Source organism: Ascidiimonas aurantiaca, from assembly GCF_037646345.1.
GTDB lineage: Bacteria > Bacteroidota > Bacteroidia > Flavobacteriales > Flavobacteriaceae > Ascidiimonas > Ascidiimonas aurantiaca.
Genome location: NZ_JBBEWR010000005.1, coordinates 16,495 through 41,266, shown reverse-complemented (window position 1 = coordinate 41,266; position 24,772 = coordinate 16,495). Strand labels below are relative to the sequence as shown.

The window sequence follows — 24,772 nt, the reverse complement described above, 5'->3', positions numbered from 1 at the left end:
TATGATAAAAAAAACGGGAATAGGTCTCTTCATACTTTTGCTATGTGCATTAGGCTGGTATCTTTTTGTAAAACCCTATGACTATCTGGTAACTTTTACAGCAGCTACCTCACCGGGCACAGTTTATGAAGCCGTTTCCCGTTGGGGAGAAGACAATACCCGAATAGAAAACCTTTCGGGGTATCCCTTTTCAGAGATAAAACAACGCCTTCAACTGGCAGATTCCACGCTCCTGCTTCAATGGAAAATACGAGCTATACACGATTCCATGGCACAGGTACGGGTGTATTTGAAAGATGAGAACCACTCACTAGCGAATAAGGTTACAATTCCATTTTCAAAAAGCCCCATGGAAAAAATTGCCAAAAACCTTCTGGTACCGTTTAAAAAAGGACTTGACCAACAACTTACCCGATACCGTGTTTCAATACGGGGAGAAAGTGAGACCGAAGCGATGTTTTGCGCCTGCACAGAAATACGCACTGCCCAAAAAAACAAAGCGTATGGTATGATGCGAAACAATTATCTTATTTCTGACTTTCTGTTTACCCACAAAATGGATACCGCAGGATATCCGCGTATTGAGATCACAAATTGGGATATTGAAAACGGGCAGATAACATTTAATTTTTGTTTTCCTTCTCAAAAAAAGGATACTCTTCCGGAAAGTGACCGTATTTTTTTTAAAACCTTTCCAAAACAAAAAGCAATTAAAGCCGTTTATCATGGTAATTACAAATCATCTGACAAAGCCTGGTACGCCTTATATGAGTACGCAAAACGTAACCAACTTGACATAGGCAACACGCCTCTTGAAATATTTTATAACAACCCCAATAACGGGGGAAATGATCTAAAATGGAAAGCAATTGTATTTATGCCACTGCAGTAAAAAAGAAATCGTGTGTTCTTATTCTTTTTCTCGGCTCCTTATTCCTTACCAGTTGCACCAATTACGGGCAGCTAACTTACACATGTAAGCTGCCTAAAGAACTAAAGGAAAATTCGGGGATCTCTGTGAGTCAACAGGAAAACCTCTTTTGGTTTATAGCAGATTCTGGTAATGAAGACCATTTGTATGGAGTAAATACCGAAGGGACTCTTCTTAAAGATTTTAATATTAAAAATGCAGATAACCAGGATTGGGAAGATCTTGCCCGTGATCAGGAAGGTAACATCTATATTGGCGATATTGGCAATAACCGTAATAAACGTAAAGATCTTGTTATCTATAAAGTTCCCAACCCCGATCTATATACGGGTAAAAATCTTGAAGCTGAGGAAATAAAGTTTAACTATCCCGAACAAAAAGAGTTCCCTCCGGATAAAAAGGACAGGCTTTTTGATGCTGAAGCTTTTTTTTATTCACAGGGCTTTCTATACATTTTTACCAAAAACAGAACCCAGCCTTTTACCGGAGAAACCCTGCTTTATAAAATTCCTGCGACTCCCGGAAATCATAAGGCAAAATTAGTGGGTAAAAAAGTACTCTGTACAGACCGAAAAAGCTGTTCGGTTACTTCGGCTGATATTTCGCCCGATGGCAAAAAGGTAGTATTACTGGCACATGACCGGATATGGGTATTAACGCATTTTACCAACGATCGTTTTTTAGAAGGTACTATAGATGAAATACACCTCGGCCACTATTCACAAAAAGAGTCTCTCTGTTTTACGAACGATAACACGCTTTATATTTCTGATGAACAATTTGGGGTACAGGGTAGAAATGTATATACCTTTTACCTCTCTAAATATTAAAACCGGTAACCAAATCCAAAAGTAAAGCGCAAGCCATCATCAGACGAGAACAAAGCAAAATCTCCATTTACAATATTGGATGAGTTTAGTATAACACCTCCTCCAAAAGATTGCTGCCATTGGTTGAAGGGATCATTATCGGCCCATACGCGACCATAGTCATACCCTCCGTATATACTGAGCTGTAAAGGCAATACAGCGGTCCTGAACTTGTTAAACTTATACTTGAGATCACCATTAAATACAAGGCTGCTGTTCCCTGCAAATCGCTGGTTTCGAAACCCCCTTAAACCGTTGTTACTTCCCAGTTCCGGAGCCTGATAAAATTCAAAATCATCACCAAAATTTATTTGGGTGGCCGCCCGGGCTTTCAGTACCAGGCGATTGTTGTTTGTAAGCGGATTATAAAAGATAATGCCTGATCTCAGGTATCCAAAATGGCGCTCGGTATCTTCGAGATTTAAAGTGTAGCCGGTGGTAAGGTTAAACTGCATTCCCCTGGAAGGGTTAAGTACCTCATCATAACTTTCAAAAGAATAATTTACTTCTGCAGTCGAAAAAAACTTTCGATCAAAAAAACCTTCAACCCCTTCAAAGTTGTTTATAAATCTTCCTTCAGTATTCTCAACTTCTATTCCCTGAAGAACAATGCGTCCGGTAAAATCACTGCCATATGGTGAACGCCTGGCAAAACCTACATATCCCATCCATTCGCTAAGCTTCACCCTGTTAAAGTCAAAGTCAAGATCATTATCAAAATTAGGGGTGTCACTGCCAAATCCAAAAAAGTTACGCGCAAAATTAGCACTGGTAAATTTTCCTCCGAAAGTAAGGTTTAGTGTATTGAATACACCAGTGGTCTCCCCATCGTATAAAAATTCAAAACCCCGGGTAGCAAAATAATAATTTGCTGTAAAAGAATGCCTGCCGGAAAACGGATTGCGTTCAAAACCGTATTTGGTGGTTGTAAATTTAAGACCTGTTTTTATACCATCATCCGGATTAAACCCGAGTCCCGGAAGCAGCGTGGTAGTTGTATATTGATCTTTTTGATAATTAAAAAGATTTACTTCATAATTATCGGTAAAATGAAAATCGGCACTTCCTTTTTCTTTCACCGTATTTTTTTTAGACTTATGATCATATACTTTTACGGCAGCGCCATTCTCTATTTTATATACATCATGGTTCTGGCCACCTATTAAACGTACGGCGATAGGCTTTTTCCCTTTTCCTTTCACTTCAAACACATCATCATCGTCCAATCCGTAAATCCATATTTCTTTGGTAATTTCCCGGTTAAACAAGCGGTTGACCATAAGATCTTTTTTCTCACCGTTTTTAATTCGGTATATCTTTACACGGGTGGTACCCTCTCCTTCTCTTATCACTTCAATATGGTCATCCTTATCAGTACCTGTAAGTACTGACAACTTACTCAGTATTTGATAATAGCTTTCTCCTATGCTCACCAGTTGTGATCTTCGTTCTTTTAGCTGGGAAATAATTCTCTCCAGATGCTCATCATGCGCTTCTTCCGGAACTTTTTGAAAAGCTTTCTCGATTACCTCATCAGTAATATGCTCCTGAATATATTTTGCCTCTTCCAACCAGGCCTCCTGGCCTGAATTTTCCAGCAAACTACGATCCAGGGGAAGTGGTTCATAATTAAACCATTTCAATTTTCTCAGTCCCTTTTCATAAACCGGCAGCAGATTGGCCGAGGAAATAAAGGTTCTCACCATATCGAGAAAAACTCCATCAAATCTGGAAAATACCTGATCTCTGTCTCTGGGAATAGGTTTAAAAACCCTGTTGCCCTCTTCATTTTCAAATTCGGCCCACCTCCACTGATCGTAATGCCTGTCCCAGTCACCTATGAGCATATCAAAAAGTCTGGCACGTATATAGGAGCGCTCATCAAGACGATATTTTTCATCTTTGCGTAATCGGGAATAAAGATCCTGTGTGCTCTCTATATCTTTTGGGGAACCAAAACTTTCCAGGTTTTCAAATGCTTCCATGGGTCTTTCTTCAATCAGATATAACTCATCTCCAAAATTTTCATTAAAAGCCCCTAACATTTTTTGCTTAGGAACATAATATAACTTAGGATTGGTATGGTATATACCGGTAGCATCTGCCAGTACCGAAATTGCCAGAGGGGCATATGGGTGAGCCGCCGTATAAAAATCCAGTAACAGGTCTTCGGGCAGAGTGTTTTCAAAATCGTTTTCTGCCGCCACCCCAAACCCTTTTGACTGAAGAAACTGGGCGGCACTCTTTTTCATGGCTCTCATATTGTATTCTCTGCCACTAGCATCTGCCAGCCGAAGGCTTTTGGTCTGGTTGCCGCCTCCCTGACGAATCGGGGTAAGGCCCCCGTACAACGTATCTAATAATGCTACCCTGGTTTTTACCGGAACTCCATAGAGATACCGATAGTGCTCTCCCCAGACTTTTTGATAAAAATTACTCTTTTGCGTACGCTCTTTGTCATAAACCGAGGCTTCTACAGTTGCCGGGTATTGATCTGGAAACTTAAATTCTTTGGATCTGGGCAGAGGGGCATGCACTTCGGTATTAAACAGCATCTGGTTATTACCACTAACATCTGAACTGTAGTAGCGTACCTGAGAGGAACCGTCTGTGAATACATCCAGCACAGCAAAGCCATAGCCTCCATAGGTAAACCTGGCATTTTCTCTTAGTTTGGCAGCAGACTTTTTAGAACCGGCTCCCGATACGATTTGAGGAATATTTTTCTTTTTACTGTACTGCAGGCTGTGTTCATGCCCGGAAACGAAAATAACGCGATCTGACCCTTGAGCAAGATCCATAAGAATATCTGCAAGTTCATTATACCTCTCATTATTGCGATCCTGAATAGAAATTCCTCCCGACTTTCTAACCTGTGAGATAAAGGTGCCCAGTAAGGGTAAAGGTATTTTGTTACTGAAAGGGAACAGGTGCTTTTCTGCGGCAAGTACCCCCCCGTGCGGGCCATAGGTCATAAGGGGGTGGTGAATGGCAAAAACCACAGTTTTATTTTTGTACTTTGTAAGTATCCCGTCTATTTCTTCTAAAAATTGCTTTCGGGTTTTGATATCGGGGCAATTGTCATTAATGCCGGGATGCTTGTCCCAATTCTCTAAAAACCACTGAGAATCTGCAATCACGAGTTGTAATCTGTCAGAAATATCAATTTCTGCCAAACCGCAACCGGGTTTGGGCAAAAGTACATTCTTTTTTCCAAGCCCTTCTTCCAGAAGATCTGCTTGTCGTTTTAATCCTTTTATACCGTGGCTGTACCAGTCGTGATTACCGGAAATAAAAATCACCTCTCCTTTAAAGTTCTTTACTGATGCTAATTGTGCATTCAGCCTGTGTTCTGCCAGTATTCTCTCTTTCTCATTTTTATCAGGCATTCCACTGGGATAAATGTTATCTCCAAGAAAAAGTACATAACTGTTTCGAGAAACGGTATCCAATACTTTTTTGAGTCCTTTAAGTGTGGGCGTAGATGCTCCCATTTGAGCGTTACCGGCATCCCCTACAAGATAGAATGTTTGTTCAATGGTTTTTCCATCTGAAAACTGCTCTGAAACGTTAACCGTATCTGCATATTGAGGTTGATATGTGGCACAGCCGGAAAAGATGAGAAGTCCTGCAATATAAAAGCAGATATGAAATTTAACCACGTGAGGCGTATTAAAATGTTTATTTTGTACTTTGCATGTATTAAATAGTAAAGTCATGTCTGGTATCTTAGAAAAAGCACAAGTATTTGTTACCGAACTACTCACTCTTAAACTTGACAATAATTATATGTATCACAACCTTAGGCATACAGAACGGGTTGTTAAAAATACTAAAGAAATAATTAATCACAGTGCGATAGATGATACCGATGCCGAAATGGTATTGCTCGCTGCCTGGTTTCACGATACCGGTTTTACTAAAGGTCATGAGGATCATGAAGAAAAAAGTTGTAAGATCGCTTCGGCTTTTTTGAAAAAAGAACAGTATGATGCATTAAAAACAGAACGCGTATGCCAATATATTATGGCGACGCGTAATGCACATCATCCGGAAGATCTTATGGAGGAGATTATACGCGATGCCGATTCATCTCATTTTGCCAGTGACAGTTATAATGAAACTTCAGAGATACTCAGAGAAGAACTAAAAAGGCTTAACATACGTTCTTACAGTATTTCAGAATGGCGCAATGCAAACATAGATATGTTTGTTTCCGGCCATCAGTACTATACTGATTATGCAAAAAAGAACTGGCAGGAGGGCAAAGACCGAAATCTGGAAAAGCTTATTAAGGACCGTAAAAAAATAAAGCAAATTGAGAAAAAAGAGGCGCTAAAAGTTTCTCTTAAGAGTGAAAGTCCTGAAAGAGGCATTCAAACCCTTTATCGGGTTACCCTGAGAAACCATTTAAAGTTAAGTGACATTGCAGATACAAAGGCGAATATCCTGTTATCGGTAAATGCGATCATTATTTCACTGGCACTCGCCAATCTCATACCCAAACTCGATAACCCTTCAAACAGTTACCTTTTTATACCAACGGTAGTTTTTCTGTTCTTTGGTTTGGTATCTATGGTACTTTCTGTGCTGGCAACACGTCCTAATATTACCAGGGGTGAGTTTACTATGGAAGATATAAAAGACCGAAAAGTAAATATCCTTTTCTTTGGGAACTTCCATAAGATGGAACTCGAAGATTTTGAAACTGCCATGAAAGATGTCATTAAGGATAAAGACTACCTGTATAACTCACTTACCAAAGACCTATATTTCCTGGGAAAGGTGCTGGATCGTAAATACCGAATACTTCGATGGACTTATACTATTTTTATGATAGGTATTATTATTTCAGTAGTAACCTTTGGTGTGGCGTATAAGCTTTTTGGCACAGGGCGGCTTATCGAAACGCTCCCTTAGGCCTTTGAGGCTTTTTGCAGGATACCCGAAAGTTCATGAAGTGTATAATGTGAAGTATTGTCTCCTGCCTGGGTATATAAAATCTCGGCTCTTAATACTTTCAATCCGCTAACGCCCTGTAAAGGTTCTACCTCAAAGTTTTCAACATTTTCTGAGATGTATTTTTGTGCCTGGAGCAATTTTATATACCTCATATATTCTTTTTCATGTTTTCGGGAAGAATAGACAATGCAAATTTTTCCTTCCTCGGTGATCCTGGTATTTGTACCTGCTATATGAGCCTTATCTATTCTTTTCTTTATCACCTCATACCGTGCATTATAGGTGCCATCAACATCAAAACGGCGCTCATCCATTCGAAAATGGATAGACAATGTGTCTCCGTGAACAAAAATGAGTGAAGAAACTTCCATTTGAAGAGGGAGTTCTATTTGCATTTGATAAAAGGCATTCTCCATTTCACACATAGTTCGTAACTGCCATAATCTCAGATTTTGTAAGTAGAGCGGGCTATACTTCCTGTTATTTGCAATAGAGGCCCCTATGTACATATTGTGTTCAATACCATCTGTTTTGTACCTTTCAAAATAATGAGGGAACATTTTTTGTGCTTCCTCTTGTTTTTTGTCAAGCATAGACGCCATTTTTTTGTTGATCTTAGTAACCGAAGTATCATATGCCTTTCGGTATTTGTATATAGTATGATTATCTTTTAATTTATGATAATAATTGATGATCATTTTTTGTATTTCTGTATTTTCCTCTTTTAAATGATCTAAAACCGGATGAATTTCTTCAAGGAGAAAATCTATCGCTTTTTGCTCACTGTTAGTTTGCATAGTTTCACTAAGCGAGGTGAGGTATTCATTAATACGAAAGTTGATCTCATCATAAATAGGCAGTGACTCTAAGCGGGAAGCATCGACAAAGATATCGGCGAGCATATGAAACTGTATCAGTAAATCTTTCTGAATAGCCGTGTTACGGGCATCTGATGAATTTTTAATATCAACCTGACCGTAGAGCGGATGTACATCTTCAAAAGATATATCACCAAAACTAACCTGTTCACCTCGTGCAGACATTCTCAGGAATTTTCGGGCTTCATTCTCAAACTTCCAGTAAACACTTGAGTGAATGGAAGTACACTCATGTTGTATAATTGCATCTATTTGATTGGACTCTTCATTTACAGATCGTAGAATAGAGGTTACCAGATACGGCATTATATCTTCCAGCTTATTGGCATTCACACTGTGCAGATCATGTTTATTTGGAGAGATCAACTCCAGAATACCTAGCAGGTTGCCCTCATGAGAAACCGGCGCAAAAATGGCACTTCCTATACCCTGGTCATACAGGTTTTTATAAAACGGCAGATGTTCAGACAGTTCATAATATTTTTCCACATCGGAAATCGCAAAGTATGTATGTTTTTCGTAGAGCTGCTCATAAGATGAAGCGCATAAAGCATCCTTACAATCAAGGCTTTCTTTGTCAAACAGCAAATAACTGTGTACTTCTCTGGCCGGAACATGCTGAAAGTTTTTATCGTATTGATCGTAAAAAGAGAAACCTACTCTCAGGCTTTTGTTATTGTAAATAGACTGAAGAATTCTTTCAAAAGTTCCTGTGGTTTCTGCCTTGTCAGAGTCCAGTTCCAGTAAGGTTGTTTTTAGATCGGAAATTGACTGATCAACGGTAACATCAAACATATTGGAGATAACAAAGCCTTTCATGATCCAACTACCCGGTGGAAATTTCTGTTTCCAAAGTTCCAGATTATTAAAGTGGTCCATGAGTTCTTCTACATCCTCTTTAGTAACTTCTATGGCCGCTTTCGTAGGAAAGACATCTACAAAATCGGCATTGTACATAATTCTGTAATTACGCAATATGCCGTTTTCATCCGGAATATCGAAATACAAGGGCCTTCTAAAATCCAGATCTATGCCATAATACGCCTTTAAAATCACACTGCATCCAAGTATGTATAATTGCCCTTCCGGCATATTACGCATATTTATCTCAAAACCTTCTCCGGCATTTTTTAATATTGTATCAAATCTTTTAGACGAATTAAAAATAATATTTTGAAAAGGGATCATAGCCGCCTTGATCTCATTATGGGTCAAAGCAGAGGAAAAGGTGTCTTCCAGAATGAGACTTATTTCGTTACGATACTTTTCAAGTAAAGCGGGGTCTGTAAACCCATCTCGCAATTCCGGGACTCCCGAAGCTACTTTAAGGATCTCTTTGGCCCTGACCGTCTTAAAGGACTTTTCATTCTTCACCTGATCCTCATAAAGGTCAAGCAGCTTACCAAAACTAATATGTACCTGTAAAGGTGACTCCTCCCTATTCATTTTAAAGTCTATATTATTGGTGTAATACAAAGATACAAAACCATTTACATCCTTTCAGATTGAATGTTACCGTTAATTTACTATTCCTTAACTTATTAGTAGCAATAAAACACTTTTCATTACTAATTATTTTTTTCGATCTTTATTAAAAAAAGCATGTTTACCCGTTTACGACTCGACAAAGCTTTTAAAAATGCAAGGATACTTCCGTTTAATGATTCTTCAAAGTTTATTTTATTCAGCGATTGTCACAGAGGGGATAACAGTTTTGCCGATGATTTTGCCAATAACCGTAACATTTACTTTCACGCATTAAAACATTATTACAATCACGGTTTTGTGTATTGTGAGCTGGGAGATGGCGATGAACTTTGGGAGAACCTTACATTTGAATCTATTTTTGCCGCACATCAAAATATTTTTTTATTAATGAAGAAGTTTTATGATGAAGACAGGTTACACATTATATATGGCAATCACGATATGGTTTACAAAAATAGATCGTATGTTGAAAAGCATCTATATTCCTATTTTGAGCCAAAAACCGGAAAAACCAAACCTTTGTTTGAAGGTATTTCGATTGACGAATCAATAATACTTGAGCATACAGAAAGTAAGCAACAGCTTTTTTTAGTACATGGCCATCAAGCCGATTGGTGGAACTATACGTTTTGGCGTTGGGGCCGATTCCTGGTGAGAGTGCTCTGGAAACCTCTTCAAGTGTTTGGCATTGCTGACCCTACAAGTCCCGCAAAAAATTATAAAGAACTGGTAAAAGTTGAGAAGCGTTTTAAAAAATGGATTGCCAGAAATAGTAATCAGCTTACTATCGCAGGGCATACGCACCGCCCCCGCTTCCCAAAACCCGGAGACCCGGCATTCTTTAATGACGGCAGTTGTGTACATCCCCGCTCCATTATAGGTCTGGAAATTGAAAACGGATCGATCTGCCTGATCAAATGGTATATTGAAATTACCGATGAGGGCTTCTTGCAAATTGTGAGAACCATACTGGAAGGCCCTACTAAACTTGCGTTATATAAAACATGATCGTGCAATGCCTGTTATAAATACCCCTGAAAAGAAAAATAGACTTAAAGAGGTGGCTCTGGTTTTTTTCAGACTGGGATGTTTTGCCTTTGGTGGTCCTGCAGCTCATATAGCCATGATGGAGCAGGAAATCATTAGTAAACGAAAATGGATGAGTTCTGAGCACTTTCTTGATCTTATGGGTGCCACCAATATTATTCCCGGGCCCAACTCTACCGAAATGACCATGCATTGTGGCTATGAACGAGCAGGAAAAGCAGGTCTGGTAGTAGCCGGAGTATGCTTTATATTTCCCGCAGTAATCATTACCGGACTCCTGGCTTGGTTCTATACCACGTATGGTAATTTACCAGAAGTGGCCCCGTTCTTAAACGGGATTAAACCCGCAGTGCTCGCCATTATTGCTCAAGCTATTTTAAAACTGGGAAAAAAAGCACTCAAAACCATTGAGATCACCATTATAGGTATTGTAATTACCCTTCTGGTTCTGGCTGGTATTCACGAGATTACTGCACTTCTGGGAGCGGGTATTATGGGTGCTCTGTATTTTACCCTCAAAAAAAAATATTTTCAAAAAGCACCTGTCTGGACGCCTGTACTCTTATTACCTACACTGTTAAAAACCGGAGTTTCGGGGCTTTCTACCTCTAAACTTTTCTTTGTTTTTTTAAAAACAGGTGCTGTGCTGTACGGAAGTGGTTATGTATTGTTTGCATATCTGGATGCAGAACTGGTAGGAAGAGGATGGCTCACCAGATCACAACTGCTGGATGCTATTGCCGCCGGGCAATTTACACCCGGGCCGGTACTTTCTACAGCTACTTTTATAGGGTATCAACTTCAGGGAATATCAGGAGCTTTTGTAGCCACAGCAGGGATCTTTCTACCCTCTTTCCTTTTTGTGCTTATTTTGTTCCCTTTAATCCCTAAGCTACGACAATATGCCTTTACCGGTTATTTCATGGATTCGGTAAACGTAGCAGCTGTAGCAGTAATGGTAGCGGTATTGATAAACCTGGGTATAGAAACTATGAGAGACTGGCAGTCTGTTCTAATTGCCGGTTTGAGTTTCCTGAGTGTTTTTATTCTAAAAAAAGCAAATCCTATGTGGATCGTATTAGGCGGGAGCCTTTTAGGGTACATTCTTTATGGGTGGTAATTATCCTAACATACGTAGGTTAATTTAAGATTCGGGTGCCAGCTCTACTTCAAGCCCGTCCAGCTCTTCTGTAATGGGTATCTGGCAGCCCAGCCTGCTATTGGGTTTTACGTAAAACGCTTCAGAAAGCATTGCTTCCTCATCATCCTGCATTTCGGGAAGTGTAATATCATCTGAAAGAATATAACACTGGCAGGAAGCACACATAGCCATGCCTCCGCAGGTTCCCTCTACGGGAAGTTCATAGGCTTTACAAACTTCCATTAGGTTCATAGCCATGTCTGTAGGTGCCTGCAATTCATGCATCTTGCCTTCCCGGTCTTTGATCTTGATGGTAATATCAGACATAATGATAACTAAGTAGATTGATAAAAATTGACGGTTTCTTTAAATGTGAATATGATCTACTCAATTGCTCGTACTACTGACTTTTCAGCTTGTTTTCTGGAACCGTCAAAACCACTAATACCACTTACAGTGGTATATTTCATTACATATTTCTTATCGGGATAAATACGTTGGTAGGCACTTTGGCACATCAAAGTAGCCTCATGAAAACCGCAAAGTATGAGCTTTAATTTTCCGGGATATGTATTAACATCACCAATGGCATAAATACCGGGGATGTTGGTTTGATAATCCAGGGCATTGTTTACTTTTATAGCGTTCTTTTCTATTTCCAGCCCCCAGTTGGCAATAGGGCCCAGTTTGGGAGACAGTCCGAAAAGGGGAATAAAATGATCGGTTTCAAATAGTTTGTCTTCTCCATCATGAGTTATGACCACTGCTTCCAGATGATCTTTCCCTTTAAGGCCGGTAACCTCTGCGGGGGTAATAAGGCTTATTTTACCCAGTTTTTTTAATTCTTCTACTTTTTCTACGGAATCTAATGCTCCTCTAAATTCGTTTCTTCTATGAACGAGTGTAACTTCTGAGGCTACATCTGCCAGGAAAATAGACCAGTCCAGAGCAGAGTCACCTCCACCGGCAATAATTACACGCTTATCGCGATACATTTCCGGGTCACGAATAATGTATTCTACTCCTTTATCCTCAAAATCGGCCAGATTATCAATTAGCGGTTTTCTGGGCTCAAAACTTCCCAGCCCTCCTGCAATAGCTACTATGGGAGCCTGGTGCCTGGTACCTTTATTGGTAGTGACAACAAAGGTACCGTCGTCTTGTTTTTCAATGGTTTCTGCCCTTTCTCCCAGCGTAAAACCCGGTGAGAATGGTTTTATCTGCTCCATAAGATTATCTACCAATTCTCCCGCCAATACTTCCGGAAAGCCCGGAATATCGTAAATAGGTTTCTTGGGGTATATCTCTGCACACTGTCCTCCGGGTTGTGGCAACGCATCAATAAGATGGCACTTGAGCTTTAACAATCCGGCTTCAAATACAGCAAATAGTCCCGTCGGGCCGGCTCCAATGATAAGAATGTCTGTTTTGATCATTTATATAAACTAATCTACATTAATAACCTCTTCTATCTGGGGCACATATTTTTTTATGGTCATTTCTACTCCGCTTTTTAGCGTCATCTGGTTTACGGTACAGCCCACGCAGGCCCCTTCGAGGCGTACTTTTACCAATTTATTATCATCGTCTATGGACACCAGGGAAATATTACCGCCATCACTTTCCAGAAAGGGGCGTATCTCATCAAGCGCCTTTTCAACATTTATCTTAATCTCTTCGGTTGTCATATCTACTTCTTTTTAAAGGCAGAACATCCTGCCATAGTGGTAATTTTAATAGCTTCTGTAGGAGGCAGGTTTTTATTTCTGCTCACCACTTCCTGTACCATGTTTCGGGTTATGTTCTCGAAAGCTTCTTCAAGCGGGGTAGCGGTTTGAAGCGCTGCCGGACGACCTACATCACCCGCCTCACGAATACTTTGTACTAGAGGTATTTCTCCTAGAAAGGGTACCTTAAGGTCTTCAGCCAGATTTCTGGCTCCTTCTTTACCAAAGATATAATATTTATTCTGAGGAAGTTCTTCAGGGGTAAAATATGCCATATTCTCCACAATACCCAACACGGGAACATTAATGCTTTCCTGTTGGAACATGGCTACTCCCTTGCGTGCATCGGCCAGAGCAACATGCTGGGGTGTACTTACTACCAGTGCCCCGGTAATAGGCAGGGATTGCATAATACTCAAATGTATATCTCCGGTCCCGGGAGGAAGATCCAGTAAAAGAAAATCTACTTCTCCCCAGGCAGCATCAAAGATCATTTGATTAAGGGCTTTGGCAGCCATAGGGCCCCGCCAGATAACGGCCTGATTGGGTTGGGTAAAAAAGCCAATGGAAAGTATTTTAACACCAAAACTCTCTATAGGTTTCATTTTTGATTTTCCATCTACGTTTATGGCCAGCGGTTTTTCATTTTCAACATCAAACATGATAGGGGCAGACGGGCCGTAAATATCGGCATCCAGCAGGCCTACTTTAAAACCCATTTTTGCCAGGGTAACCGCCAAATTGGCGGTTACTGTAGATTTCCCTACACCTCCTTTACCGGAAGCAATTGCCACGATATTTTTGATTCCGGGAATGGCCTTACCTCTTATACTAGGTTTTTCGGGAGCTTTTTTTACTTCAAGATTTACTTTGATCTTGGCTTTCTCATATACCTTATCGTGTATGGTTTTCAGGATTTCAACTTCTGTTTTTTTTCGGGCCTGCAGACTGGGATTTCCAATAGTAACATCTACAACAACCTCATCACCAAAAACCACTACATTGGTCACCGCCCCGCTTGCTACCATATTCTCTCCTTCACCGGGAACAGAGATGGTCTCCAGGGCTTCTAATATATCTTGTTTATTTAATTTCATTCCAGTATTTCTTAAGCACTTATTTTAAAATGGATCTAAATTGCAAAGATAACGGTTCCGGGTGATATGTACTTGTAATTGTATTGAATATGTCGATGCAAAAATAACCTCATTAAATAGGATACATGATGACATTTATCACTTTTTGACTGTTTACTATGTACTGTTTTACATTTTTAAATGTCTTGCAGGATCCCAGAAATGCTTGTCAAAATCTACTACTTGATTATTCTTTATGGCTACCCCCTCACTTTCCAAAAGTTGTTGCATTAAGTTAGTACCCTGAAAATGGTGTTTCCCTGTGAGTACTCCTACGCGATTTACTACTCTGTGCGCAGGCACATCATTCATACCTCCGCAGGCATTCATGGCCCATCCTACCATACGGGCACTTCCGGCCGTACCCAGGTAACTTGCTATGGCCCCATAAGATGTAACTTTCCCATAGGGTATTTGCCTGGCTACCTCATACACTTTCTCAAAAAAACCGTTGTTTTCAGAACTCATAGTTGTAAAATATTCGAATAAGAGTAATTACCAAAAGTACGGTCATTAACACACTCAAAATATAATCTGAATACTTTGAAAAACGATCTGACCGGGAATCCAGTCGGTTGAAGTAAATCACATACATGGTTAACATTGAAAAAGTACCTAAACCGGCCGCCACTGTAAAGACAAGTATATCCTGCCATTCAAATTTGATCCATCCCGAAACATTCCATGCAGCATTGAGTCCGGAGTAAAAAGGAATAGTAAGCATGTTTAAAGATGCCAGTAACATACCCTTAAAAAAGGTATTCTTTTTGCTGATGGTTACCTTTTTTATCTTTTTCTTTTTGCCTTTGCGTGCGAGTATAAAATAGTATATGGCAAATACGGCGAAAATGACCAGTGCTATTTTGAGCAAAATATCAATTACAAAAAGGTTATTGTAAAGATACCGGGAAATAAGGGTTCCCAAATATGCCTGAAACAAGGTCATAAAGCCTACTCCTGCAGAAAAAAGAAGCCCGCTTGGTTTCCCTTTTTTCACACTTATCTTGGCGGCATTCATATTGAGCAACCCGGGGAGCACGCTCGCCATAAAAGCAGCTGAGAATGTAGCAAAGAAAAGGATAAAAAGATGTGTCATTAATTGAATTTAAACCGTATATAGGTAATTGGTTTTTTCTGCTCCAGATATTGTTTTTCGTAAAAGGTCTGTATGCCGGTTACTTCTTCGGGACTTCCTTCATTGTGGTAAATATTATGATTGGCATACTGTATTTCGTGGCCCAAACCGTGAAGCAGTCCAAGTGTATATCCGTGCATGAACTCACTATCTGTTTTTAAATGTACTACCCCTTCAGGTTTAAGCAGGTTTTGATATTTTTTGATAAAAAGGTGGTTGGTAAGCCTGTGCTTGGTGCGTTTATACTTTATTTGAGGATCCGGAAAGGTGATCCATATCTCATCTAATTCGTCTTTTTCAAATACGCTTTCTATAAGTTCAATTTGTATTCTCAGGAACACTACATTAGAGAGTTGCTCTTTAAGGGCTGTTTTGGCCCCTCTCCAAAATCTCGCTCCTTTTATATCTACACCGATAAAATTCTTATTGGGATTTCTTTTTGCCAGCCCCAGGGTATATTCTCCTTTTCCACATCCCAGTTCAACTACTATTGGGTGATCATTCCCAAAAAAGGCAGACCACCTCCCTTTATGCTCAAATGCATGAGCCAACAGGTCTGCTCTGTCCGGCTGTATCACATTGGGAAAAGTTTCATTTTCTTTAAAACGTTTTAGCTTGTTTTTACTACCCACTAAACAATTTTTTAAAATTTTAGCAAAATTAAGGAAAACTTCATCACCTGAAAATGTTATTATATTTGTGTATATGCCTGAGAAGAAGAGAATACTCGTAGCGCCTTTAAACTGGGGCCTGGGTCATGCCACCCGTTGCATTCCCATAATATCTGCACTGGAAGCACACGGGTTTCTTCCGATCATTGCTTCCGACGGGCAGGCTCTTGAACTTTTACGCAAAGAGTTTCCTCAATTGGAAACCGTTGAGCTCCCTTCATATCAAATTGAATACGCTAAGAAAGGAAGAAATTTTAAATTAAAGATGCTTTGGGATTCTCCAAAAATGATAAAAGCAGCAAAACGGGAGAAAAAATTCATAAAGAAACTGGTTAGCGAGCAGGGTATATTAGGTATTATCTCAGATAACCGTCTTGGTGTTTTTCATAAAAAAATACCTACTGTATTTATTACCCATCAATTAAATGTGCTTACCGGTAACACTACCTGGCTTACCTCAAAAGTACACCAGGCTATTATCAAAAAGTTTACAGAATGCTGGATTCCCGATGTAGAAGGATCACAAAATTTAAGTGGAAAACTGGGCCATTTCAAAAAAGAAATGTTTCCTGTAAAATATATAGGCCCTTTGAGCCGGTTACAAAAAAAGGAGTTGCCGGTTACTTATGATTTGATGGTGGTGTTATCGGGGCCTGAGCCTCAAAGAACCATGCTGGAAGAAAAATTACTGGAGCAATTAGAAGGTTATAAAGGTAAGATCCTGTTTGTAAAAGGTATTATTGAAACCGCTCAAAAAATTAGTAAAAGAAATGACATCACCATTTATAACTACATGAGTTCCCGCGAACTGGAAACTGCCTTTAATACAAGTGATATGGTCCTTTCGCGATCGGGCTATACTACTATTATGGATCTGGCTGCTTTAGGTAAAAAAGCGTTTTTTATACCTACTCCCGGTCAATACGAACAGGAATACCTGGCCAGACGTCTTAAAAAACATGGGGTAGTAGCTTCCTGTAAACAGGAAAAATTTACTATAAAAAAACTGGAAAAAGCCGGTGCTTACAAGGGGTTAGCTACTATGTCGGTTTCTCAGGATTTTGGATCACTTTTTAGTCTTTTCCAGAGTAAAGGAGAACTCTGATCCTATACCATATACACTCTCTACATATATTTTTTCGTTATGCGCTTCTATAATGTGCTTTACTATGGAAAGCCCAAGACCAGACCCGCCTTCTTTACGGCTACCACTTTTATCAACCCGAAAAAAGCGTTCAAAAATTCGCGGGATATTTTGTTTTTCAATCCCCTCGCCGTTATCGGTAACTCTTACAATTACTTTATTTTTAATTAGGTTCTCAACGCTTACTTCTGTTGTACCGTCATTTTTACCATATTTAATAGAGTTTACGATAAGGTTGGTAAGTACCTGCTGTATTTTTTCCTTATCGCCATACACCATAACAGGAGACCCATAGTTCATATCAAAAGTTAATGTAATGTTTTTCTTTGCCGCTTTCATTTCAAGCAGATCAAAAACATTTTTAATGAGCTCTACTATATTAAAATCTTCAAAGTTAAGATGCAGATCTCCCGCCTCAAGTTTAGTGATCATATCCAGGTCCTTAACTATATAAATAAGCCGTTCTACACCTTTACTGGCCCTTTGCAGGTATTTTTTTCTCATGGCCTTATCTTCCATGGCTCCGTCGAGTAGGGTAAGAATATATCCCTGTACAGTAAACAAAGGTGTTTTTAGCTCGTGTGACACATTACCCATAAACTCTTTTCTGTAAAGTTCCCGTACTTTAAGGGTCTCTATTTCGAGCTTTTTGTCTTTTGCAAATTTTTCGATCTCACGGGTAAGACTTGCCATATCGGTAGTAATGGGCTGATTATGGAATGTGGTAGATTCCAGCAACGAAACATCGTCATAGATCTTTTTTACACGCTTATAAATAAACCGCTCTACACGATATTGAAGGATAAAGAAAGAAAGTGTAAATGAAAACGTTGCGTAAATGGCAATAATAGTAATATGAAACTGCCCGAAAATATATAGAAGTAAGGAGATCATAAGTGTGGAAAGCACACTGGTGACTAATGACGACCTAAGGGCGAATCTGTATGACTTTTTAAGTTTTCTGGCCATTTAAAGTACAAACTTATAGCCCACTCCTTTTACTGTTTTAAAATGGTCATCTCCTATTTTTTCGCGAAGTTTTCTAATGTGTACATCTATAGTGCGGCCGCCTACAATCACTTCGTTACCCCATACTTTATCAAGTATTTCTTCCCGTTTAAATACCTTTCCAGGTCTTGATGCCAACAAGGACAACAATTCAAACTCCTTACGGGGCAATATGATTTCCTGGCCCGCCTGTACTATTTTATACTCATCACGATTAATAACAATGTCTCCTACTTTGTTTATAAGCGTTATTTCTTCTTCCTCTTCCTTCAGTCTTCTCAACAGGGCTTTTACTTTACTCACCAAAACCTTGGGCTTAATAGGTTTGGTAATATAATCATCGGCACCTGCTTCAAAGCCCGCTACCTGCGAATAGTCTTCTCCACGGGCTGTTAGAAAAGTAATGATCACTTCCTTCAACTCACTGGTCTTGCGTATTTGCTCACAGGCCTCAATACCATCCATTTCGGGCATCATCACATCCATGATAATTAAATGCGGGCGTTCCCTTTTGGCTTTTGCAACCGCTTCCATCCCGTTTTTTGCGGTACTTACCTGATATCCCTCCGAAGTGAGGTTATAGCCTACAATCTCCAGAATATCAGGCTCATCGTCTACCAAAAGGATCTTGATGTCTTTTTTTTTCATGCTGCGAATAGTTGTGTTTTCAGCTCAAAAGTAAAGATAATATTAAATATGAAAAGCGCTTAACATTCATTTAATATCGTAACATAAAGGTAACTTTAAACTTACTCAGGTTTAACCTACAAGTAACTTCACTTTTACAAAGTCACCCTTTATTTGCACCGAGAAATTGTATTCAAGAGAATGAAACACTTATTAGGATTCCTAACCCTTTTACTTAGTATTACCACATTTTTTGCACAAGAAACTGGTTCAATAGTAGGTAAGATAACAGACAAAGAATTAAACAACGACCCGCTTCCTTTTGCCAATGTTCTGGTTAAAGGCACTTCTAAGGGAACAACTACTGATTTTGACGGTTTATTTCAAATAGAAGATGTGGAGCCGGGCACATATACAATTGTAGTAAGTTTTATTGGTTACAAAACTATTGAAGTTGCCAATGTAACCGTAGCAGCCGGTAAAGTAACCGAGATCACCGCAGGGCTTAGCCAGGATGCCCAGTCATTGGATGAAGTAGTAGTTACTACCGTAGCCAGAAGGGACTCTGAAGTAGCGCTCCTTTTACAACAGAAAAATGCGGTAGAGATGAAACAATCTATTGGTGCGGCAGAGCTTTCCCGTAAAGGTATTGGTGATGCTCAGGCGGCTGTTACCAAAGTAACCGGTGTTTCAAAACAGGAAGGTGTAAAGAACGTTTTTGTAAGAGGCCTAGGGGACCGTTACAACTCTACCAGTTATAACGGGTTGCCTTTACCTTCTGAAGATCCTGAATATAAGAATATCGCACTTGATTTCTTTAGCTCAGATATCATACAAAGTGTAGGGATAAACAAAACTTTCGGTACTGGTTTGTATGGAGATGTGGGAGGTGCAAATATTGATATCGCCTCCAAAGAACTATTTGGTGATGAAGAATTTCAGATAAGTATTGGTTCAGGTGTAAACACACGTGCCGTAGGAGTTGATTTTCTCACGGTTGATGGAGCTAATTGGTTTGGCACCGGCCTTAGCAAAGATGTGCCTATTACCGATCCTAACCTAACTTCATATTCTTTTGAGAACTCATATGGTCCAAACCAACAAAATCTCCAACTAAACAACAATATTGCCGTTAGGTATGGCAAGCGTTTTAAACTTGGTAAAAATACTTTGAATACATACATTATTGGGGCTCTCGACAGTAAGTTTATGTACCAAGAAGGAAATACAAAAGCCGTTGGAGTACTCAATACAGAAGGAGAAGCCGGTACAGACCTTGATTTTGATAAATACATATACAACGTTTCACAAATGGCTATGGGTAACTTTAAATTTATCATGCCAGAAACAGGTACCATAAACTTAAATACTGTTTACATTCACAGTAATGTACAACGAGTTGAAGAGTATATAGGTGAAGATGTAGTTTCTATCGCTGAGCAGGATAATGACTTAGGCTTCATCCGGAGACAACAGGTAAATGACAATAACCTTTGGATAAATCAACTTCGATCTAACTTTTCACTTTCGGATAAATTAGACCTTGATGCCAATTTAGCATACAATATGACTCGAAGCAATGAGCCCGATCGGCGACAAAACACTGTTAAGATTATAGACGGTGAGCCTACTATTGCAAATGATGCATCTGCCTTTAATCATCGTTTTTTCTCTGTATTAGAAGAAGACGATTTAGTTGGACATCTAAAGTTTTCTTATAAACTGGGAGATAAAGACACCCCAAAAGGAAATCTAGAAGGTGGATATAATTATAGATTTACAGATCGCCGCTTTGATTTCACTCAGTTTAATCACAGATTTAGCAGTCCGAATGTAAGCATTGACCTTGATAACCCTGATGCTCTTTTTAATCAGGAATCTTTAGATCAAGGAATCTTCGAACTGGAAACTAACCGTGGCTTTGCAAATCAACCAAATCAACCCAGTCTTCTAGATCCGTTTTTCTATGAAGCCGACAGAACTATTCATGCCTTTTTTGTTAATTCACAATACAACCTTTCAGATAATTTAACGGTTGGAGTAGGTTTAAGAATAGAAAATATTGAGCAATTCGTAAATTGGGATACCAACATTTCAAGTAGTGACAGAGACCCTACTTTAGATCCTTCTGAACTAAGTGAAACTTATTTTTTACCCAACCTGGATGTAAAATATAACTTTAATGAGAATAGTATATTCAGATTTTCCGGGAGCCGGACATATACATTTCCTCAGTTTAAAGAACTGGCACCCTTCCTCTATGAAGAAGTTAACTTTTCAAGTTTTGGTAATCCTGACCTTCAGCCTTCTGATAACTACAATTTTGATCTAAAATACGAATATTATTTCAGCGCAGGAGAACTGATATCTTTTGGTGGTTTTTATAAGCGTATTGACAATCCCATAAACCGTATCTCAGTAAATTCGGCTTCTAACCAGTTATCTTATATCAACTCTGGAGAAACTGCTGATATCGCAGGTATTGAAATAGAGTTTAGAAAGGATATCTGGAAAAGTACTAATAGTGAAAATTTGGAATCCACGTCATTCAACGAGAAAAAGCTTTCTTTTGGATTAAACGCTTCTTATCTACATTCCAGACAGGAACTAACAGATGAGAGCACCAATTTCACCAATACAGAAGACGAACTGGAAGGTGCAGCTCCACTTCTTGTTAACAGTGATATCACCTATTTTATAAAAAACCGAAAATTCAATCTTACCTCGTCCTTAGTTTTTAATTACTTCGCTGATCGAATATTTTCTCTTGGGGTACAGGGGCAGGAAAATATAGTAGAGACCGGTATCCCTACCCTGGATCTGGTGTTACGCTCTAAATTAGGAGATAACTTTGGCATTAACCTGGGTGTGCAGAATATTCTGGACCCTACTTACGAGCTTACGCAAACAACAATTACCGGGGAAAACGTATCTATTAACAGCTTTAAAAAAGGTATTGTAATGTCCCTCGGTTTTAGTTACGGATTTTAACCTTTAATATTATCTATTTAATAATTAATTCAGTAAATGATGAAGACTCTTAAAAATTTCTTAATGCTTTTTGCCTTGACTGCTGCCATGGTAGCCTGTTCAAGTGACGATGACGGAGATGGCGGTACAAACCCTAACCCTCCGGTAGAACAAAAAGATGGTTCTATTGACTCTCAAACAGACCCTGATCTGGATGCTGCAGACCTGAAAGGAAGTGTAACTGTTGATATTACTTTAGACGCTGCCACTAACTGGGTTCTTAGCGGATCTCTTCGTGTAAAAGAAGGAGCTACCTTAACTATCGAGCCTGGTACTACTATTCGTGCCGTATCAGGAGGTACAGATGTGTTTATTGCTATTGAGCAGGGTGCGCAAATTAATGCTGCCGGCACCTCTTCCAGCCCTATTACTATGACCTCAAATGCAGGTAATCCTCGTGGAGGTGACTGGGGAGGTCTTCTTATAGCTGGGCGTGCTCCTATAAACACTGGTGACACTGCCGAAACAGAAGTAGTTGGAATTAACTATGGAGGATCTGTTGCTGATGATAATTCCGGAGTTATTACCTATGTAAAACTTGAATACACCGGAGCCCGAATTAACGGAGATCAGGAATTTAACGGCCTTTCTTTATATGGAGTTGGTTCAGGAACAGTAGTTAATCATGTAGCTGTATTCTTCGGTGAAGATGACGGTATTGAGTGGTTTGGCGGAACCGTACAATCAGACAACCTATTGGTCGTAAACGCTAAAGATGACTGGTTTGACTGGACTGAAGGCTGGAACGGTGGAGGTGATAACTGGTACGGAATACGAACAGAAGATTTCACCGATGCTACTTCTGACCCTCGTGGAATTGAAGCAGATAGTAACTCTCGTAACAACGATGCTACCCCAAGATCTAACCCCACTATTAATGGGTTGACCCTTGTGCATGCATCTAATTTTGAAATGGCTGACATGATCAAAATTCGTAGAGGTAGTGCTGCTACTATTGACAATGTTTTGGTAGCACTTATAGGAGATGCGACTGCAGGAGATTTTATCGACCTAAACGATGGAAGTGGTACTGCTGATGCTTCTACTTCTATCACCGGCGCAGTTGGTTTCGGAATTGATATTACCGATATCAACAATCCTGTTTCTGCAACTATTGAAGCTATCGAAGGGGCTACCGGAGGTGCTGATGTAACTGTGTTTGCATGGACCGGATTCACTTTCCCTGCTATAGCTAACTAAGCTTCAGACAGGGTATTTAATACGCGAAATAAACGTATTTCATATAAAAAGGCAGGGATTTTTCTCTGCCTTTTGCATTTACTCCAGATCGTTAATAACTATACCCTGCTTAGTAAAACATCCACGTTTTTTTTCAAGCCCCTCCCAAAACTTCTTTTTAAAACTTGCAGAACGTTCCGTTTTTCAGGCAGTTCACAACAAAAATGACAACTTTCACAAAAAAACCCGGATCATGGAAACGACGGTATGTTAAAATTATTATATTTGTTAGTAACTTAACATATTATTTATGCCATGACTAAAAATTATCTGCTCACTTTTATTGCCCTACTAGTGATGCATCTGTCCGCAGGACAGCCGGAATTTCATGAGGATTCTGCCCTGAATCTCCTCAGTGAAAGCCAAAAGACCTACACCGGTACACAACCGGCAAATGCTCAGGAAGAAGACATAGAGGGTTTTAAGATGTTTCCCAATCCGGTGACCAATGGTTATGTAACCATCACCACCCGGAAAAACCTTAGCAAAACCGTTTCCATCTATGATGTTCTTGGAAAAGAAGTTCTCAAAACTACCATTTCCGGAAATACTTTGGATGTTACCCGGCTCACTGCCGGAGTATATCTTATGAAAGTAACCGAAGATAGATCTTCTACCACCCGGAAACTGGTAATTCGATAACAAAACTTTATTGTTTATAACAAAAGCTTCCTTTACCGGGAGCTTTTTTATTTTAGCTACTTTTGTTGCACAATCGGGAATTGATGAACCGTCAAAATGTTTTTAACATTAGCTCAAGCAGCCATTTCGAAACCTTAGCTTTAGAGGTTTTCAACTATCAGTACACGCACAACCCTGTATATCAAAACTTCTGCAGTTATTTGAAGGTACATCCTCAAAACGTTCAATCCCTTAAGCAAATTCCATTTCTCCCCATTCAGTTCTTCAAAAGCCACAAAATTATTTCCGGGTCTCGCCCGGCAGAAAAAATATTTACCAGTAGCGGTACGACAGGCAGTACAGTAAGTAAACATTTCGTAACTTATCTTGACCTGTATATAAAAAGTTTTCAAACTGCTTTCAGACAATTCTATGGCCCCGCTCAACAGTATGTCATACTGGCTTTACTTCCTTCTTATCTGGAAAGAGACGGTTCCTCTCTCATTTATATGACACAACATCTTATAGAGAGCTCAGGCCACAAAGAAAGTGGTTTTTACCTTCATGATCTTCATTCTCTGCATTCACTCCTCCGGGATCTGGAATCAAAAAATGTAAAGACATTGCTCCTTGGAGTTACTTTTGCGCTCCTCGATTTCGCAGAAAAGTATCCAATGCCCCTGAAAAACACATTTATCATGGAAACCGGGGGCATGAAAGGGCGAAGAAAAGAAATGATACGGGACGAGGTACACAAAATTCTATGTAATGCATTTAAAGTACCTGAGATCCATTCTGAATACGGTATGACTGAACTCTTATCACAAGCTTATTCAAAAGGCAAAGGGGTCTTCAGGTGCCCTCCATGGATGAAGGTTCTTACCAGAGATACCGAAGACCCCTTATCTTTTCAAACTTCCGGCAGAACCGGCGGTATCAATGTAATCGATCTCGCCAACATATACTCCTGCTCGTTTATTGCTACTCAGGACCTGGGTAAGGTATATGAAGATGGCAGTTTTGAGATCCTGGGGCGTTTTGACCACTCTGACATACGTGGATGCAACCTCATGGCCCTTTAACCTATATTTAATTCTTTCTTTGTAAGTATATCTCAC

General features: G+C 39.6%; 21 protein-coding genes. 10 read left to right on the top strand and 11 right to left on the bottom strand.

The window, feature by feature from the left end:
- The first annotated feature begins 1 nt into the window (after window position 1).
- Window positions 2-892: a GyrI-like domain-containing protein gene (locus WAO84_RS06350; protein ID WP_340064508.1), complete on the top strand. Its 891-nt coding sequence runs from the start codon at window positions 2-4 to the stop codon at window positions 890-892.
- Window positions 859-1,761, top strand: a complete 903-nt coding sequence (locus WAO84_RS06345; protein ID WP_340064506.1) for a hypothetical protein — start codon at window positions 859-861, stop codon at window positions 1,759-1,761. Before WAO84_RS06350 ends, WAO84_RS06345 begins: the two co-directional genes overlap by 34 nt.
- Here the strand turns inward: WAO84_RS06345 and WAO84_RS06340 are convergent.
- Window positions 1,758-5,519 (bottom strand): metallophosphoesterase, encoded by a 3,762-nt coding sequence (locus tag WAO84_RS06340; protein WP_340064504.1) that lies wholly within the window; start codon window positions 5,517-5,519, stop codon window positions 1,758-1,760. The two genes, WAO84_RS06345 and WAO84_RS06340, sit on opposite strands and share 4 nt — an antisense overlap.
- Here WAO84_RS06340 and WAO84_RS06335 point away from each other — a divergent pair.
- Window positions 5,518-6,720 (top strand): Pycsar system effector family protein, encoded by a 1,203-nt coding sequence (locus tag WAO84_RS06335; RefSeq protein WP_340064502.1) that lies wholly within the window; start codon window positions 5,518-5,520, stop codon window positions 6,718-6,720. The two genes, WAO84_RS06340 and WAO84_RS06335, sit on opposite strands and share 2 nt — an antisense overlap.
- Here the strand turns inward: WAO84_RS06335 and WAO84_RS06330 are convergent.
- Window positions 6,717-9,086 (bottom strand): GAF domain-containing protein, encoded by a 2,370-nt coding sequence (locus WAO84_RS06330; protein WP_340064500.1) that lies wholly within the window; start codon window positions 9,084-9,086, stop codon window positions 6,717-6,719. The two genes, WAO84_RS06335 and WAO84_RS06330, sit on opposite strands and share 4 nt — an antisense overlap.
- A 156-nt stretch (window positions 9,087-9,242) precedes the next feature.
- Between WAO84_RS06330 and WAO84_RS06325 the strand changes: the two genes are divergently transcribed.
- The gene (locus WAO84_RS06325; RefSeq protein WP_340064499.1) at window positions 9,243-10,136 is read left to right on the top strand and encodes a metallophosphoesterase; all 894 of its coding nucleotides are present in this window, start codon (window positions 9,243-9,245) and stop codon (window positions 10,134-10,136) included.
- Between the two features lie 7 nt (window positions 10,137-10,143).
- Complete coding sequence (gene chrA, locus WAO84_RS06320; RefSeq protein WP_340064498.1) at window positions 10,144-11,295, top strand: chromate efflux transporter; 1,152 nt, start codon at window positions 10,144-10,146, stop codon at window positions 11,293-11,295.
- A gap of 24 nt (window positions 11,296-11,319) precedes the next feature.
- Here chrA and WAO84_RS06315 read toward each other — a convergent pair whose 3' ends face one another.
- The 7 genes from WAO84_RS06315 to trmB all read right to left on the bottom strand — a co-directional run bounded on the left by WAO84_RS06315 (window position 11,320) and on the right by trmB (window position 15,946).
- Window positions 11,320-11,643: a 2Fe-2S iron-sulfur cluster-binding protein gene (locus tag WAO84_RS06315; RefSeq protein ID WP_340064497.1), complete on the bottom strand. Its 324-nt coding sequence runs from the start codon at window positions 11,641-11,643 to the stop codon at window positions 11,320-11,322.
- Window positions 11,644-11,699: 56 nt separating this feature from the next.
- Complete coding sequence (locus WAO84_RS06310) at window positions 11,700-12,752, bottom strand: NAD(P)/FAD-dependent oxidoreductase (RefSeq protein WP_340064495.1); 1,053 nt, start codon at window positions 12,750-12,752, stop codon at window positions 11,700-11,702.
- A gap of 9 nt (window positions 12,753-12,761) precedes the next feature.
- Window positions 12,762-13,004 (bottom strand): NifU family protein, encoded by a 243-nt coding sequence (locus WAO84_RS06305; RefSeq protein ID WP_340064493.1) that lies wholly within the window; start codon window positions 13,002-13,004, stop codon window positions 12,762-12,764.
- A gap of 2 nt (window positions 13,005-13,006) precedes the next feature.
- Window positions 13,007-14,140, bottom strand: coding sequence for an Mrp/NBP35 family ATP-binding protein (locus WAO84_RS06300; RefSeq protein WP_340064491.1), 1,134 nt, complete (start codon window positions 14,138-14,140; stop codon window positions 13,007-13,009).
- A 168-nt stretch (window positions 14,141-14,308) separates the two neighbouring features.
- Window positions 14,309-14,647, bottom strand: a complete 339-nt coding sequence (locus WAO84_RS06295) for an MGMT family protein (RefSeq protein ID WP_340064489.1) — start codon at window positions 14,645-14,647, stop codon at window positions 14,309-14,311.
- On the bottom strand, window positions 14,637-15,275 hold the full coding sequence (locus WAO84_RS06290; RefSeq protein ID WP_340064488.1) for a lysine transporter LysE: 639 nt from the start codon (window positions 15,273-15,275) through the stop codon (window positions 14,637-14,639). The genes WAO84_RS06295 and WAO84_RS06290 overlap by 11 nt, the downstream gene beginning before the upstream one ends.
- Window positions 15,275-15,946 carry a tRNA (guanosine(46)-N7)-methyltransferase TrmB gene (trmB, locus tag WAO84_RS06285; RefSeq protein WP_340064487.1) on the bottom strand — a complete coding sequence of 224 codons (672 nt, stop codon included), beginning with the start codon at window positions 15,944-15,946 and terminating at the stop codon, window positions 15,275-15,277. The genes WAO84_RS06290 and trmB overlap by 1 nt, the downstream gene beginning before the upstream one ends.
- A gap of 73 nt (window positions 15,947-16,019) precedes the next feature.
- Here trmB and WAO84_RS06280 point away from each other — a divergent pair, with 73 nt between their 5' ends.
- A complete protein-coding gene (locus WAO84_RS06280; RefSeq protein WP_340064484.1) occupies window positions 16,020-17,090 on the top strand; it encodes a glycosyltransferase in 1,071 nt (356 codons plus the stop codon).
- Here WAO84_RS06280 and WAO84_RS06275 read toward each other — a convergent pair.
- Window positions 17,052-18,098 carry a sensor histidine kinase gene (locus tag WAO84_RS06275; RefSeq protein ID WP_340064482.1) on the bottom strand — a complete coding sequence of 349 codons (1,047 nt, stop codon included), beginning with the start codon at window positions 18,096-18,098 and terminating at the stop codon, window positions 17,052-17,054. The genes WAO84_RS06280 and WAO84_RS06275 overlap by 39 nt on opposite strands.
- Complete coding sequence (locus WAO84_RS06270; protein ID WP_340064480.1) at window positions 18,099-18,785, bottom strand: response regulator transcription factor; 687 nt, start codon at window positions 18,783-18,785, stop codon at window positions 18,099-18,101. It lies immediately after the preceding gene.
- A 180-nt stretch (window positions 18,786-18,965) separates the two neighbouring features.
- On the opposite strand from WAO84_RS06270, the gene WAO84_RS06265 reads away from it, so the two are divergent.
- The 4 genes from WAO84_RS06265 to WAO84_RS06250 all read left to right on the top strand — a co-directional run bounded on the left by WAO84_RS06265 (window position 18,966) and on the right by WAO84_RS06250 (window position 24,736).
- The gene (locus WAO84_RS06265; protein ID WP_340064479.1) at window positions 18,966-21,755 is read left to right on the top strand and encodes a TonB-dependent receptor; all 2,790 of its coding nucleotides are present in this window, start codon (window positions 18,966-18,968) and stop codon (window positions 21,753-21,755) included.
- Between the two features lie 36 nt (window positions 21,756-21,791).
- Window positions 21,792-22,994 carry a hypothetical protein gene (locus tag WAO84_RS06260; RefSeq protein ID WP_340064477.1) on the top strand — a complete coding sequence of 401 codons (1,203 nt, stop codon included), beginning with the start codon at window positions 21,792-21,794 and terminating at the stop codon, window positions 22,992-22,994.
- Between the two features lie 294 nt (window positions 22,995-23,288).
- Window positions 23,289-23,675, top strand: coding sequence for a T9SS type A sorting domain-containing protein (locus tag WAO84_RS06255; RefSeq protein WP_340064475.1), 387 nt, complete (start codon window positions 23,289-23,291; stop codon window positions 23,673-23,675).
- An 83-nt stretch (window positions 23,676-23,758) separates the two neighbouring features.
- Entirely contained in the window at window positions 23,759-24,736 is a 978-nt protein-coding gene (locus tag WAO84_RS06250) for a LuxE/PaaK family acyltransferase (RefSeq protein WP_340064473.1), read from the top strand.
- The last annotated feature ends 36 nt before the right edge of the window (window positions 24,737-24,772 follow it).

Coding starts and splice junctions, on each gene's coding strand:
- WAO84_RS06315 (WP_340064497.1), bottom strand. CDS start 11,643: ATGTCTGATATTACCATCAAGATCAAAGACCGGGAAGGCAAGATGCAT.
- WAO84_RS06335 (WP_340064502.1), top strand. CDS start 5,518: ATGTCTGGTATCTTAGAAAAAGCACAAGTATTTGTTACCGAACTACTC.
- WAO84_RS06270 (WP_340064480.1), bottom strand. CDS start 18,785: ATGAAAAAAAAAGACATCAAGATCCTTTTGGTAGACGATGAGCCTGAT.
- WAO84_RS06250 (WP_340064473.1), top strand. CDS start 23,759: ATGAACCGTCAAAATGTTTTTAACATTAGCTCAAGCAGCCATTTCGAA.
- WAO84_RS06305 (WP_340064493.1), bottom strand. CDS start 13,004: ATGACAACCGAAGAGATTAAGATAAATGTTGAAAAGGCGCTTGATGAG.
- WAO84_RS06350 (WP_340064508.1), top strand. CDS start 2: ATGATAAAAAAAACGGGAATAGGTCTCTTCATACTTTTGCTATGTGCA.
- WAO84_RS06275 (WP_340064482.1), bottom strand. CDS start 18,098: ATGGCCAGAAAACTTAAAAAGTCATACAGATTCGCCCTTAGGTCGTCA.
- WAO84_RS06260 (WP_340064477.1), top strand. CDS start 21,792: ATGATGAAGACTCTTAAAAATTTCTTAATGCTTTTTGCCTTGACTGCT.
- WAO84_RS06295 (WP_340064489.1), bottom strand. CDS start 14,647: ATGAGTTCTGAAAACAACGGTTTTTTTGAGAAAGTGTATGAGGTAGCC.
- WAO84_RS06310 (WP_340064495.1), bottom strand. CDS start 12,752: ATGATCAAAACAGACATTCTTATCATTGGAGCCGGCCCGACGGGACTA.
- WAO84_RS06300 (WP_340064491.1), bottom strand. CDS start 14,140: ATGAAATTAAATAAACAAGATATATTAGAAGCCCTGGAGACCATCTCT.
- WAO84_RS06280 (WP_340064484.1), top strand. CDS start 16,020: ATGCCTGAGAAGAAGAGAATACTCGTAGCGCCTTTAAACTGGGGCCTG.
- WAO84_RS06340 (WP_340064504.1), bottom strand. CDS start 5,519: ATGACTTTACTATTTAATACATGCAAAGTACAAAATAAACATTTTAAT.
- WAO84_RS06265 (WP_340064479.1), top strand. CDS start 18,966: ATGAAACACTTATTAGGATTCCTAACCCTTTTACTTAGTATTACCACA.
- WAO84_RS06345 (WP_340064506.1), top strand. CDS start 859: ATGGAAAGCAATTGTATTTATGCCACTGCAGTAAAAAAGAAATCGTGT.
- WAO84_RS06255 (WP_340064475.1), top strand. CDS start 23,289: ATGACTAAAAATTATCTGCTCACTTTTATTGCCCTACTAGTGATGCAT.
- chrA (WP_340064498.1), top strand. CDS start 10,144: ATGCCTGTTATAAATACCCCTGAAAAGAAAAATAGACTTAAAGAGGTG.
- WAO84_RS06290 (WP_340064488.1), bottom strand. CDS start 15,275: ATGACACATCTTTTTATCCTTTTCTTTGCTACATTCTCAGCTGCTTTT.
- WAO84_RS06330 (WP_340064500.1), bottom strand. CDS start 9,086: ATGAATAGGGAGGAGTCACCTTTACAGGTACATATTAGTTTTGGTAAG.
- WAO84_RS06325 (WP_340064499.1), top strand. CDS start 9,243: ATGTTTACCCGTTTACGACTCGACAAAGCTTTTAAAAATGCAAGGATA.